The sequence below is a fragment of the Flavobacterium sp. ACN6 genome, assembly GCF_002304005.1.
Lineage (GTDB): Bacteria > Bacteroidota > Bacteroidia > Flavobacteriales > Flavobacteriaceae > Flavobacterium.
In genome coordinates, this window is sequence record NZ_MRCQ01000010.1 from 170,113 (window position 1) to 184,602 (window position 14,490).

9 protein-coding genes are annotated in these 14,490 nt (G+C 33.1%); 3 read left to right on the top strand and 6 right to left on the bottom strand.

From position 1 onward, the window contains the following. Positions 1 to 4: 4 nt before the first annotated feature. The 5 genes from BSF42_RS16230 to BSF42_RS16250 all read right to left on the bottom strand — a co-directional run bounded on the left by BSF42_RS16230 (position 5) and on the right by BSF42_RS16250 (position 9,891). Entirely contained in the window at positions 5 to 3,016 is a 3,012-nt protein-coding gene (locus BSF42_RS16230; RefSeq protein WP_095954138.1) for a TonB-dependent receptor, read from the bottom strand. Between the two features lie 279 nt (positions 3,017 to 3,295). Next, the gene (locus tag BSF42_RS16235) at positions 3,296 to 5,470 is read right to left on the bottom strand and encodes an alpha-N-acetylglucosaminidase (RefSeq protein ID WP_095954152.1); all 2,175 of its coding nucleotides are present in this window, start codon (positions 5,468 to 5,470) and stop codon (positions 3,296 to 3,298) included. 294 nt (positions 5,471 to 5,764) lie between these two features. Then, complete coding sequence (locus BSF42_RS16240) at positions 5,765 to 7,531, bottom strand: ATP-binding protein (protein ID WP_095954139.1); 1,767 nt, start codon at positions 7,529 to 7,531, stop codon at positions 5,765 to 5,767. A 220-nt stretch (positions 7,532 to 7,751) separates the two neighbouring features. Beyond that, on the bottom strand, positions 7,752 to 9,170 hold the full coding sequence (locus tag BSF42_RS16245; protein ID WP_095954140.1) for an SDR family oxidoreductase: 1,419 nt from the start codon (positions 9,168 to 9,170) through the stop codon (positions 7,752 to 7,754). Positions 9,171 to 9,180: 10 nt separating this feature from the next. Beyond that, positions 9,181 to 9,891, bottom strand: coding sequence for an SDR family NAD(P)-dependent oxidoreductase (locus BSF42_RS16250; protein WP_256385386.1), 711 nt, complete (start codon positions 9,889 to 9,891; stop codon positions 9,181 to 9,183). Between the two features lie 258 nt (positions 9,892 to 10,149). Here BSF42_RS16250 and BSF42_RS22355 point away from each other — a divergent pair, with 258 nt between their 5' ends. The 3 genes from BSF42_RS22355 (at position 10,150) to BSF42_RS16265 (ending at position 13,350) form a co-directional block, all read left to right on the top strand. Then, positions 10,150 to 10,581, top strand: a complete 432-nt coding sequence (locus tag BSF42_RS22355) for a hypothetical protein (protein ID WP_141248469.1) — start codon at positions 10,150 to 10,152, stop codon at positions 10,579 to 10,581. Between the two features lie 258 nt (positions 10,582 to 10,839). Continuing rightward, positions 10,840 to 12,135, top strand: coding sequence for a hypothetical protein (locus BSF42_RS16260; protein WP_095954143.1), 1,296 nt, complete (start codon positions 10,840 to 10,842; stop codon positions 12,133 to 12,135). Positions 12,136 to 12,531: 396 nt separating this feature from the next. Beyond that, a complete protein-coding gene (locus BSF42_RS16265) occupies positions 12,532 to 13,350 on the top strand; it encodes a hypothetical protein (RefSeq protein WP_095954144.1) in 819 nt (272 codons plus the stop codon). Between the two features lie 52 nt (positions 13,351 to 13,402). Here the strand turns inward: BSF42_RS16265 and BSF42_RS16270 are convergent, their stop codons facing one another. After that, the gene (locus BSF42_RS16270; RefSeq protein WP_095954145.1) at positions 13,403 to 13,888 is read right to left on the bottom strand and encodes a DUF1772 domain-containing protein; all 486 of its coding nucleotides are present in this window, start codon (positions 13,886 to 13,888) and stop codon (positions 13,403 to 13,405) included. Positions 13,889 to 14,490 lie beyond the last annotated feature (602 nt).

The following is a 14,490-nucleotide window of genomic DNA, read 5'->3' on the forward strand; positions in this document are numbered from 1 at the left end:
ATTTTTAGAAGATCACATTCACACCAAACATATATGTTCTGGTTTTTGGATAGAAATTATTAGAATCTACTCCTGGAGCAGTTCCTCCTTGTTCAACTTCTGGATCAATTCCTGTGTACTTGGTAATTACAAATACGTTATTTATGGTCTGATAAATACGTACACTGCTAATATACCTGCCTACTTTTCCAAAATTATACCCCAAAGTCATGTTGTCTAATCTTACATAACTTCCGTCTTCTATAAATCGAGACGAATATTTATAAGAGTTTAAGTCATTTGGTGACTCATTACCTGCGTCTACTAAGATATTATTGGTCATTGCTGTACTTGGCCTGAATAAATCGGCACGAGTTGCATTGAAAATTTTATTACCAAAAACTCCTCTGAAGAAAATACTTAAATCAAATTTTTTGTATTGAAAGTTATTTGCCCATCCTACTAATAATTTTGGCTGTGCACTTCCTACATAATGGTAATCAACTCCATTTAAAGGTGTTGTAGTTAAATCACCATCTTTATCATAATATTGTGAAACTCCATCAGCATTTTTTCCTGCATATTTTAAGGTAAAGAACTGCCCTAGAGGTTTTCCTTCTTTAAAAATTTGTAAAGTACTTCCTGTTTGTCCGCCTCCATCTGGCTGTACGCGACGAATCGAATCTCCTCCAACAAAGAATGGACTAGTTAATTTTACGATCTCATTTTTGTTATGAGCCAAATTTAAATTAGTTGTCCAGCTGAAATCTGCCGTTTTTATTGGAGTTGTACTTAAACTAACCTCAATACCTTTATTAGACATTGTTCCTCCATTTGCTACAATTGATCCTACTGGTACAAGTACAGGATTCACATTGTAATTAAAGATCATATCTGTTGTTTTTTTGTCATAGACATCAACAGATCCAGTTACTTTTCCTTTTAAGATAGAGAAATCAACTCCAATATTTGCTGTAGCTGTTTTTTCCCATTTCAAATCAGGGTTTGCTGCTTGGTTTGGTCCATAAGCTCCAATTTGCTGTCCGTTATAATAGAAAGTCCCTAAACTTCCAGAAATAAACTGAGCTGTGTAAGCATTAAATCCAGATGAATTTCCTGTTACACCCCAGCTTCCACGGAATTTTAAATCACTAAAAAAGTTCTGATTCTGCATGAAGCTTTCTTTGTCAACTCTCCAAGCACCACCTACAGAAGGAAAATATCCCCATTGGTTATTTGCTCCAAACATAGACCCGCCATCTCTTCTGATTGATCCTTGTAAAAGATATTTGTCTTTGTAATTGTAATTAACACGTCCAAAATAAGCTATTAAACGCGTTTTTTGATACGCTTTACTATCTCCAAAATTCACTACATAACCATTAACTGAAGTATAATTACTTAAAGCTAAGTTATTATACCCAACATTGTCTACAGGAAAGTTTGTTGTTGTAGCCTGAAAACCGTCTCCCAATGTATTTTCCTGCCAGGAGTAACCTGCTACAGCTTTTATTTTATGTTCTCCTATTGCTTTATCCCAAGTAAGGAAACTTTCAATAATATTATTTCTGGTTTCGTAAGAATTTCTCAATGCAGAACCATTTACACCAAAATTAACCAATGTTTTTGTCAAAGGTGGATCTGGGTTGTTGTAAAAGTTGGCACTATTGTATTGTGAGTAATAACTATCATAAAATTCACCGTGAGCAGATGTTAATCTTTGGTGCGCTAAATTCAAATTATACGTAAAACCAAACGGAAGTTTAACTTCTGCAGTAAGGTTACCTACAAGGTTATCTGTTTTAGTTTCATCAGTTCCATGTTCAATTAAAGCTACTGGATTAAAGTATCCTGGGCTGGTAAAGTTTTCATAAAAACTTCCATCATCATTTCTTACAGGAGAAACAGGAAGATAACTAGCTGCCTGCAAAAGAGCTGTATTTCGCTGTGGTACATTTTTATATTTTGTACTAGAATTAGTAACATTTAAACCAAATTTAACCTTATCATCAAAAGCAAATTGTTCAACAGATAAACGTGCAATGATACGAGAAAAGTCACTTTTTAACATTACCCCTTCTTTATTAAGAGAAGTAATACTTGCAGTGTAGTTTCCATGATCGCCGCCGCCGCTCATAGACAAGTTATGACTGCTTGACGCAGCACGTCCTGATCTTAAAATTGCTTTTTGCCAGTTTGTATTCGCTCCTTTATCATTTTCTGGAGTAAAGTTCAAATTATTTCTAGTGGTAAAGTCTCTCAGCTGATCGGCGTTCATCATGTCCAGATTATTTGAAACTTCTTCCCAGCCCGCATAACCATTGTAAGCAATCTGCGTTCTGCCCTTACTTCCTTTTTTTGTTGTTACCATGATAACTCCATTGGCAGCACGGTTACCATAAATTGCCGTTGCAGCGGCATCTTTAAGTACGTCTATTGTCGCAATATCATCTGGTGAAATTACGGAGATATCTACTCCTGGAATTCCATCAATTACATAAAACGGACCTTGAGAACTATTTAATGTCGAGGCTCCACGCAAAACTACAGATGCCGTTTTTGTAGGGTCGCCGCTGGATGAAATGTTTAAACCAGAAACTTTACCCTGCAAAAGCTGTCCAACATCACTAATTGCTCCTCTGTTCAAATCTTCTGCCTTAACAGAAGTTACAGCGGTCGTCAGGTTTTTACGAGATCCTTTTCCATAACCTACTACTACAACTTGCTCTAAGTTGGTGGTTGTAGATTGTAATTTAATAGAATAATTTGTTTTTGTCCCGTCTAATTTTACAGGCTGATCCTCAAATCCAATAAAAGAAAATACAAGTGTTGTGTTTTTGTTTGAAACAGAAATTTTAAATTTCCCATCAAAATCTGTTGTTACAGTATTCGTTGTACCTTTTTCAAGTACGTTGGCGGCTGGCAGAGGAATGCCTTTGTCATCTAATACTACACCAGACACTTCTGTTTTTTGTGCCCAGGTATTAATTGAGAAGCCAAAGAAGAAGGCTAATAATAAAAGTTTAAGTTTTTCCATTGTAATATTGGTTAATTGGTTAAATAGTATTGACGAAATTAATGGTAAAGAAATGTTAACAAATGGACAAGTTATTCATAAACATGGATAATTTCTTTAAAGTCAATAGTGGTAAGGCTTTTCAAAGTTTTATTTCTAAAATTATATAGTCAAAAACTTATTAATTAATCGATTTCGTAAAAATTTCAGGTCATATATTTAGTAGAGTTTAAGGTAATAGTTAAAAGTTGAAGTTATATTTTATTTACATACGTATAAATTACGCTCTAAGTAATTTTTTTATTTATTTTCTGACCATTTGATTTCCCAATTTTTAATTAATTCTCTTTCTTTGGTTTCATCAAAAGGAGTATTATTTACGGTAGATTTCTTTAGCGCTTCTAAAAACATTTTCCATCTCGGCCAGTAAAATCCTTTATACATTCCCTGCCAAGATCTAGAAGCATAATCATTTAAATGACCTTCTCCGCCCCAAAGCGTAATTAGCGTTTTGGCATTTTTTACGTATAAATCAGACACTGCAGCAGAACTGCCATAATCTGAAGCCGATTTTACCCATTGATCCAGACTATTTAATGGCTGTGCCGACATCATTTTATCAATATCCAAAGCTTGTCTTTCTATCTTTTTAAAGAGCTGATCTCCCTTTGAAATATCTTTTTGTTGATAGGCTTTTACACATTCCATCAAATCTTCATCAATACAAAGTGAATAATAATGTCTTGAAGCATCTATTAAATCGTAATGAATGAAATTCTTATTATCAAATTTTTTGGCTTCTTTGGTTAAAATATCCAAAGCTTCTTTTAGTTTTTTCTTATCTCCAGGATTTCCTTTAAACTCTGTAATTGATGCAGTCGGACGTTTAAATAACAAATACGCTCCAGCCCTATCATTCCACCAGCGTGTTTCCCAGTACTTGACATTATAAACTGATTCTAACAATAATTCCCATGCCTGAAAAACAGATTTTGAAGTTGTTTGTCCGTATCTCGCATTTAAATATTTGGTCAGCCAGTCGTTTATAGGCTGTTCTCCTTTACTCCAAGGCAGATCATAAATATATTCGTAAACAATTGAATTATTATTTAAACCTTCTGGCATTGCGCCGTAGCCCACCACATTTCCTCTATTCGGATTTTTTAGTAAACTAGTTAATTCATTTTTATAGAAATTCAAATCTCCATATACAGGATTCGATCCCCCATAATTATGTACATAACCGTACGTCCATTGTTTGCCATAAAAAGCTTCTTGATTTTCCCATACTTTATATCTGTCGTTGGCATAATCCTGAACCATCAATCTATCATTTGGTACTTTACTTAAAAATGCGCTTGTAGCTTCTTTTGTCCAGAATTCTTTATTATCTCCAAAAAGCCATCCCTGCATAACCCAAACTGCACCCGGTGCTGCTTCATTAATAGTTTCATAAATCGCACTTCCGTAATTTGAAAGTTCTTCATATTTATTATGTTCCGAAACTGGAGGCTCAATCTCGTTAAAAGAATCAGCCAGATAGAAATTGGACTTCCCGTACATTTTAGTGTAAATTTCAATAAAGCGTTTTCCTATTTTTTTAAATAAAGGATCTTTGGAATCTAATAGAAAAGTACTTGCAAAACCACCTCCCGACCACGACTTCAATTCGGTTATTTTAGCTTCTGGATGTTTTTCTGCGAAAGCTTTAGGAACATAACCGCTAAATGCCGGTACAACAGGATGCATATCTAAAGCTCTCATACGTTCCAATATTTTCTTTTGAAGCTCCTCTTTTTTAGTAAACCATTCTTGTGGCAAAGGCCCTTCAAGACTATTGATATTTCCCATACGCTGCCATGGCAAAAAAGCTGGTCCTGCAAAATGCGATTCTAATTGAGTGTTAGTCAAACCATATTCTTTCCATAACTCCTGCCAAACTGCTTCCTGTCCTTCCATCGCGGTTGGAAGATTGATTCCGTGCATAGCCATCCAATCGATTTCCTGTTCCCAGCGTTTCCAATCCCACCATGGAGTTGTGTAGCCAAAAGTACAGGCATTTAAATATTCCCTGTATTCAAATGGCGTATTTACTTTCTTTGAATATTTAGGCCAAGTTTTGGGTAAAGCAACTCTATTTCCTTCCCAACTTACTAAAACAGCACTTATATCTCTTAGAAAATTATAAGCGGCATAACAAATTGCAGTGTTGTTTGAACCCGTTATTTTTACTCGATTGTTTGTTGTTTCAATTTCAAACCAATCTGATTTTTTATTGTCTTTGTTTTCAATAATACTTAATTCAAACTCGCTGGCACGATTTCCTATTAATCTTTCTATTGCTTCAAATGCGCTTTTTGTTTTTTCATCGTTTTTAGAATATCCTTTAAACGCACAAAAAAATAACAGCGTAAAAACGGATACAGCCAATTTTAAAGAATGGTGTTTTTTAATTTTAAAATTCTCACTTTTCATATAAATCATGTATTTATTAATTGTGTTAATTTATTCAGCCTGATAAAAAAAGGGAGATTAAATACTAATTAATCTCCCTATCAAATAAACCTAACAAAAAAATGTATTACTAATTAACAATCTTATTTATTAAATTCAGAACTAAATAATGGGATGTAGAACTGAAAATAAAATTATAGTTATTACTGTTGTTTAAGATGGATTTATCAATCAAAAGCATAGACATATTCGCTCGAATAAGCTGCTTCTATTATAAAAAGGTTTAATTGAGGAAAAAAATTAGTGTAGTGGATTTTAATTATTGGAATTCTTTACTTTATCCAATTTATCTTTTAGCAAGGCAGCAGAAAAAGGTTTTAGGATGTAATCATTTAAATACTCATATCCTACATGCTCTTCAATACTAAAATTAACTGATGCCGTTAATGCTATAATGGGAATCGATGCTTTTCTTTTATTAGGAAGACTTCTTATCATTTTTGATGCCTCGAAGCCGTCCATCAACGGCATGTTTATATCCATCAGTACAACATCGTAATCATTAGAAATAACAGCATCTAAAGCTTCTTTTCCATTATTGGCTATAACAGGTTCAATATCCCACTTATTAAGCAGTTTTTTAATAACCAGAATATTTATTGCATTGTCTTCTGCCACTAAAACCCGCAATGAACCGATTTCTTTTTCAGTGGAAGATTCAGCAGCAACATTAATAAACTCAGGTTTTTTGATCTCTTTAAAAGTTAACGAGAAACTCAATTGCGTTCCCTGCCCTTCACTGCTTAGAATTTTCAAATTGCCGCCTTTAAGATTAATTAATCTGCTGGCAATAGTAAGTCCTAAACCTGTACCATAAAACTGTCTGTTTGATTTTCGGCTTTTCTGCACATAAGGATCAAGGATCTGACTTTGCTGTTCGGGCGAAATACCTATACCAGTATCCTCAACGATAAATAAAACCGTAATCTTCTCTTCATTTCTTCGAGAAATTACTGTTTCCATCTTAACACTGCCTTTAGCCGTAAATTTAACTGCATTTCCCACTATATTAAATAAGATTTGCGAAAGCCTGTCTTTATCTCCTAATAATTTTATATTTTCAAGTTCGGGATCGCATTTAAAATTAAACTCGATCATTTTAGCTGTCGTTTCTGGAATAAATGATTTGTAAATATTCTGCAGCAGCAGATCCAATCGAAATGGATCCTTTTCCAAAACTACTTTATCAGCATCTATTTTATTAAAATCTAAAATATCATTGATAATAAACATTAGATTTTCTGCAGAGAACCGCAGTACTTCAAGGTTTTCTTTTTGTCCGGGTTTCAAGTCATCCATTAACAGCATTTCTGCCATTCCTACAACAGCATTTAAAGGAGTACGCAGCTCATGAGACATTGTGGAAAGAAAATTCGTTTTGGCCGATGCAATATCCTGAGCATCTTTTAGTGATTGCTTAAGACTTAGACTAAGCAGCCTCTCTCTTTGGTTAGTTCTTTTAAAAGCATTAAAAAAATAATAATGAACAAAGAGCAGACTAAAAAAATTATAGACAAATAAGAAGTTGAAAGTTTTGATATTTAAGTGCTGATTGACCTGCATGAAATCAATCCCTGTGTAATCCGTTAAAAACACCATAGCTGTTATCGGAAGTATATTTAAAAGAGAATAAATAATTCCCCAGCGAGTTCCTAAAATATAATAAGCAACGGAGATAATAACCAAAATGTACTGCAGTGTCACCAAATTTACACCCTGCCTTAAAGTTACAATGGCAGACCAAATAATAAAACTAATAGTAAATATGTAGAAATGTCCGAGTATTCTCCATGAAACCCCAAAGAGCAGTAAAATAAGTGTTATCGTTAAAAATGCCAATACTAAAGCACTTCGCCAAATATAAAAACTCTCCGCCTCACCAATGAGTAAGCAAAGTGAAATGATACGCTGGAAAATAAATAAAATTAATATTATCGTAAATAATTTTATTCTGGCTTTATTCAGGATTCCCTCCTCTCTGGCCAAGGCTGCTGTGTAATTTAATATCAGATATCGGAACATTTTATACAATTAATACAGCAAATACATTTTATTTATAAGCTGATATATTAATAACACAGGTAAAACAATCAATAATAGTTCAAAAAAGATAATAATAAAACTTCAGAAAACTTAAAAATTAAACTATAATCTTACAACCGAGTTGTTAATTTACAAAAAAAAATATAATTACACTTTCACTTTATCTTCTTTCTTCCGCCGTATGAATTTCTGACTTCCATTACAAAATCAACTTATTAATCATCCCATTGAATATAAAACCATGAAAAGGCAGTACAGAGTACCAATATAACTTGCCCAATATTCCTCTAGGCTTAAAAGTAGCGGCCTGGTACAAAGTATTATTAATGATCTTAAATTCCAGCCAAGCTTCACCAGGCAGTTTCATTTCGGCATATAAAATAAGTTTTCCTTCTGCCTTACCAGCATATACCACCCGCCAGAAATCCAAAACATCACCTGCATGTATTTCTTTTTTATGAGTCCGTCCTCTTCTAGTGCCGACGCCTCCAAAAACTTTATCTATAAATCCACGAATATCCCAAAGCCAGTCTGCGTAATACCAGCCCGTTTGACCGCCAATTGCCCAAATTCTTTCAATGGTATATTCCCTATTTATAATTTCTCTTTTTCTTCGGTCGATAAAACAGTCTTTTTTTGGAACTTTGAGATATCTCGCAACATTACCCTTAAACTGCCCGCTGATCTGAGAATCTTTCCAGCTCGAAACCACTGCATCTTCATTTATTTTTATCAAAGCCCTTTTAAGTGCCTGCTCGTAGCTGATTGGTTCTACGCCTAATAGAGTATTTATGCGGTTATCACTGCAAATTACTTCCACTTTCATACTGCTGACCAAAGCCGAAGCAAGTTTAAAAGAAGTAGAAGTTACAAAATACAGCCAGTAAGAAGAGAGTTTCGGGGTCATTACCGGCACAGTAAAAATATATCTTTTAAGATTTTTTGCTTTGGCAAAACCTTGCAGCATCTCTTTATAGGTTAGTATATCTGGTCCGCCTATATCAAAACTTTGACTGTAGGTTTTTGGATTAAGCAGCGATCGGATTAAAAACTCCAGCACATCGGCAATTGCAATAGGCTGGCATTTGGTATTGAGCCATTTTGGCGTAATCATAACTGGAAGTTTGTCTACCAAATCTCGTATGATCTCAAATGAAGCACTTCCAGATCCCACAATAATTCCAGCTCTTAAAGTTGTCGTCGGAATAATTCCTGTGTTTAAAATATCTTCTACCGCTTTTCTTGAAGTTAGATGTTTCGATAATGAATTATCATTTACAATCCCGCTCAGGTAAATAATCTGCTTTGCATTTGTTTTATTCATTCTGTCGACGAAATAATGTGCTGCCATACTTTCGAGTTCGTCATAATTAGCAGCAGAACCAGACATGGAATGAATTAGGTAATATGCAGCATCAATATCGCAGGGTATGTTTTCCACACTTTGTGCATCTAGGAAATCAACTTCAATTACTTCTATTTTTTTCTCCAAATTTTCAGGGTAGTAAAACCTATTTTTATCCCGTACACAGCACACGACATCATGCCCTTGATGGATAAGCATTGGCAGGAGCCTCTTTCCTATATAACCTGTTGCACCTGTTAAAAGAATTTTCATAGACTTTTCATTATAATTTAAAACTCACCAGCCCATAATCAAGCTGAAAAACTTGTCCGGATATTGAGGCTGCTTTATCAGAAATAAGAAAATCTGCCATTTGTGCAACTTCCTGAGGCTTTAAATAGTTTTTTATGGGATGACGCTCGATCATGTTTTCTTTCATACGTTCATTTCCGAGAATGGAAGCCGACAATGAAGTTTCGGTAATTGTCGGAGCTATTGCATTGATGCGAACTACTGAGGCCAGTTCAGCGCCCAGCGATTTTACTAAACCTTCGACTGCACACTTTGAAGCAGCTATACTAGCATGAAAAGGCATTCCTAATTTTGCAGCAACACTACTGAAAAGAACAATCGAAGGATCGTCTCCCTGCTTTAAAATCGGCAGATAATTCTGAATTACTTTTACCGCACCAATAACATTAATTTCAAAATCATTCCTGAAATCTTCAACATTTAAGCTTAAAATAGGCTTTAGGTTTATAGATCCCGGGCAATAAATTAAGGTATCAATACTTTCTATTTCAGGCAGAGGATCATGCAGTACATCAGCTTTAAAATGAACCAGGTTAGGATGTGAAATATCTGGAGCAGTACGGCTTATATTGTACACTAAATTATGCTCGAGCTGCTGCAGTAAAATCGCACTGCCAATTCCTTTGCTTCCTCCAATAATGACAATTTTTTTCATTTGTTCCGATGTTAAAGTTCTAAACAGTTTTTGAGTTGATCAGTAATGCTTTTTTATAGAATTTAAAACTAATACAATTCTACTCACCTTACTATTGACCGTAAGAATTTGATATACTATTGTTAAAGGTACAATTTTGTTTAAACATTTTTACCAATTATTAAACAAACAAATTTACTTTTGGGCTAATTTGTATTATTAAGAGAACAATAACCTTATAAATACTAAAGAAGGAAAACCATTTTTTTAAATTTTAACAATTTTTACTGTCTAAAATCATTATATTTGAGGCGTATCAAAAACTGTCTTTTTCAGAAAATTTACAATCCCCCTTGTCTGCTGATGAAACAATTGAAGTTAATAGCTTTTATTTTAGTATTCCTGTCTGCTTTTTCAAGCAGCAGAGGAGCATCACATAAATATTCGACAGGGTCTGCATCATACCCGATTGCGCAAGATTTGACTACTTTTAATACAACTTCATTTTCATCGTCTTTTACATTAAAAGATAATAATCTTGACGACCTTGATGTTCCGCTTACACCCAAGAAGAAGATCAAACACCGCGCGACTGTTACTGAAAAAAGTGCACTACGGACACCTTACATTGCTAAATCAGAAAATTTTAAGATTTTTAAAACCCAGCTGATATACGGCATTGCAACAACTTACCAAATTCAGCGCCATAACTATCTGCATCTCTACCAGCTTTTCTAATTCAACGGCCTTTTTTAATTCAGAAATTTCTATAGTCATTCTGTTATATTTTCAAAAAAAAAGAAAACATACAAATAGGCTTTAGTAGATCTACAAAAAAATACATCCAATACACCAATTCTAAAATGTTATTTAGTATCTTTCTCTAAGATTAACGTGAGATACTTGATTAATAAAAATAGAATCATTTAAATAATACTTTTTTTAGCAGTGTCGCGGCACAGCCTGAAAATAATCATAACTATAATCCCCCAAGTCATGAAAAAAATTACACAACTAATCTGCGCATTTTTCATTATCACAAGCATAAATGCACAGCAGGAAAAAGGAATTATCGGCTATACAAACTGGTTAAATAACTGGTCAGAATTTAAACCTCAGAAAGTTGAATATGGAGAAGCTAATCAGATTTTAGTAGGAAACATTTCTTCTGATACAAAACTCCTTAAAAGAAATGTTTATATCCTGCAAGGAAACGTTTATGTTACAAACAATGCCGTTTTAACGATTGAGCCTGGAACTTTAATTCTTGGCGACTTTCAAACAAAGGGAACATTGGTTGTTACAAAAGGTGCCAAAATTATGGCAGACGGTTTAGAAACCGACCCAATTGTATTTACGTCTAACCGCAGCCAGAAAAAAGCTGGAGACTGGGGCGGCATTGTAGTTTTAGGAGAAGCTCCCATTAATAAACTTGGAAATGTTGGTTCGTACAATTTAGATCTTGATCCCGCGCTTACTACTTATGGAGGCGATAATACTACATCAAACTCTGGTATTTTAAGGTATGTGAGAATCGAATTTGCAGGAAAAATTGTTAAAGGTGCTGGAACATTCAACGGCTTAACAATTGCAGGTGTCGGCAGCCAGACTATTTTAGAGAATATCATGGTGAGTTATTCTGCAGGAAACTCATTTGCTTTTTATGGGGGCGATGTAAATGCTGCCAAATTTGTTTCTTATAAATCAATCAATGACGATTATAAATTCACACAGGGAGTTCAATGTCGTTTGTATAATTCATTAGCTGTAAGATCTTCTTATCTCTCAAGTAACAAAGACGGATCACGCTCTATAGAAGTAAAATTATACGAAAATAAAAACGACACCGATTTTACTAAAAAAGAGACTTTTGTTACAGCTTCTAATATTACAATGCTCAATGACAGTGAAAACATTAAAGCAGACATCCAGTCAGGTTTGATTAAAGAAGCTGTTTATATTGCTCAAAATACTTCTCTGGAGTTAAAAAGAAGTGTGATCTCTGGATTTAATCCTGCGGTATTATTAGATGCAAATACAGAAGTTAATACAAACAATCTTAAAAAGATCAAATTTGAAGAAATGTACTTTAATTTGTGTACTGGAAATGTCCTTACAGAGAATAACAACAGCAACAACGAAGAATTAGCGCGCTGGTACAGCAACAGCATGTTTTCGAATGTTTCTTCTCAAACAGATACTAAAGAAACATTTGTTGATACATTCAATTCTAAAAGACCAGATTTCAGATTGCAAATGGGAAAAACAACAGCGTCTAGCATGGATAGATAAAGAATTTAATTCGGCTTTTATTAATTGATTTTTTTAATTAATGTCAGCTCGATATCTTATTAAACAAGAAAACTTCACAAAATAGTGGAGTTTTTTTTTGTTCAAAATGTTTTGAACAGCAAAAAGCTTCTTAAACTTTAACTCTTGTAGAACTCGTTTGATACTTTAATACTTTCGACCCTATAAGAAGTTTACTAAAAATACAACAGTAAACTGATACTATTGTTTTTTGTAATAAGATTTACAAGCTGCAATTACCCAAATTAAAAAAGTTATTGGATACAAACCATTTTGCAGCGCTTATAATGTAACAAAATATATAAATAGCTTACTTATACATATCACCAGAAAAGAATTTCATTCCAAAAAAGCACATAAAATTTAAAACACATTTTCATGAAAAAAATTTTATTTATTTCGTTTTGCCTAACCTTCCTGCTTTGCAACGCCCAGATTAATACAAACAAAAAGAAATCAGAATTGATAATTATTGGAACGGTGCATTTCCCAATAAAACAAATAAATAGTGACACCATTTATTCGGTTCTAGAAAATCTTAAACCGGATATTATCCTCATGGAATCAGATATGACAAATTTTAATTCAGATTATACTTTTAAAAAAACGTATAATGAAAATGAATGGAATGCCGTTGTAAAATATAGAAACACCCATAAAAACACTTTATTTAGACCAATAGAATTTGAAGGAAGAAATAATTACCGAATTCAAAATGGAATTCAAAATCCAGATATAGTTTTAAATGAAATAAATGTTCTCGATTCCCTTAACATTCTATCCGAAAAACATAAAAAAATATGGAATAGATTTATTGAATTATCAAATTCTTTAAATGAATTAGACAATAATTCCTTAAAAGAACTCAATTCAATCTCTACAGACAATTTAGTTAAAGAAAGACAATTTTATCAATATCAAAAATTAAAAGAAATTGTAGATGAAAATAAGGAATTTGCAAAATTAAACACTGCATCAAAAGATTCCATTTCATTAAAAGAATTATACAAAAGGTATTGTTATTTCGAGGAACTGAGAAATCGAACCGTAACCGCCAATATCCTAAAATGGAAAAATAAATATCCAGATAAAAAAATTGTTGTATTAATCGGCTTTTACCACAGATACTTTTTAGTTAACGAGCTAAAATGGGATCAAGAAAAATATGCTTTTGAGTTAAAAGAATATTACAATTAAAAAATACTGAAAATCAATAATTTAAAAACAAACAACTTTATAAACTATTTTTTTATCGAATCGGATTTCTAAAAGTATATATTTTATCAACACCGACAAATGAGAAAACTAGTCCCATAAAAACCACAAGTGATCTAACCCAGTTCATCGAACTCCATTCAGATGCTAATCTTTTTAAAATTTGTGTATCTGGCAAAGGTTCGGAAAGAAACATAATATCGTTTCTTGGGTGAAAATAGATAAAAGTAAATATATCAGCCGCCAAATAAAATAAAAAAGCAATTCCTAGATATGATCTCGACACTGGAACTTTTTTCCAATATATTATAAGTGCTAACAAAGCCAATACTTGAGTAGCTGGAGAAAATATTTGAAAAAAAGTACCTGGATTTACCGTTTTAAAAAACTGCCTCGTAGCAATTATTGAATCAGGAATATTACTTTCATAAGCAACAGCATTTACTATTGAATTGAATATGTTTACAAAAAGGATACCGCTCGCAAAAGCTACGGAAGCCAGAAGAATAAATTTTCTCATTTTTTTACCATGTTAAGATTCTACTTTGTATCACTTTAAAATTTTAGCTTTTTGACAGACTCATCAATAGCAATACCTATTAAATTACCTAAAACGTTGGGGCTCTAACCATCTTGTGTATCAAGAAAAAATCGGAGACATAGGCGCAACTGAAACAAAACTTCTTCTTTTCAGAGATTACATTATTGGTTCGGTTTCAAACCGTTAATTACACCTACAAATTAAGCTGTTTCATTTTTACATATCTTATTCATTTACAACGATATGCGCAGATAAATATACATAATATTATAAAGCATTTCATAAAAAAGATAATGCAACTATTTTTTCGATAAATTCAGAATTATTTCTGTACTTAAAATGGTAGAAATAAGCTGAAAATTATAAAGTCATAAAAAAAGCAGTTCGAAGAAAGTACTAAAATACTTTTTGTAGATGATCCAAAAATATGATTATAATAAATGTAGAATAAAAAGGATCAAGAACAAATCTTGGGGAGGAAATGTCAAAATAAAATAAGAGATTTGCGCTATAAGAATTTAAGATGGATCCTATAGAGCTTTTAAAATTTATGCTTCCTGATTTTTTAGTCGACCATTTTG

Coding starts and splice junctions, on each gene's coding strand:
- BSF42_RS16230 (WP_095954138.1), bottom strand. CDS start 3,016: ATGGAAAAACTTAAACTTTTATTATTAGCCTTCTTCTTTGGCTTCTCA.
- BSF42_RS16265 (WP_095954144.1), top strand. CDS start 12,532: ATGAAAAAAATTTTATTTATTTCGTTTTGCCTAACCTTCCTGCTTTGC.
- BSF42_RS16270 (WP_095954145.1), bottom strand. CDS start 13,888: ATGAGAAAATTTATTCTTCTGGCTTCCGTAGCTTTTGCGAGCGGTATC.
- BSF42_RS16260 (WP_095954143.1), top strand. CDS start 10,840: ATGAAAAAAATTACACAACTAATCTGCGCATTTTTCATTATCACAAGC.
- BSF42_RS16240 (WP_095954139.1), bottom strand. CDS start 7,531: ATGTTCCGATATCTGATATTAAATTACACAGCAGCCTTGGCCAGAGAG.
- BSF42_RS16235 (WP_095954152.1), bottom strand. CDS start 5,470: ATGAAAAGTGAGAATTTTAAAATTAAAAAACACCATTCTTTAAAATTG.
- BSF42_RS16245 (WP_095954140.1), bottom strand. CDS start 9,170: ATGAAAATTCTTTTAACAGGTGCAACAGGTTATATAGGAAAGAGGCTC.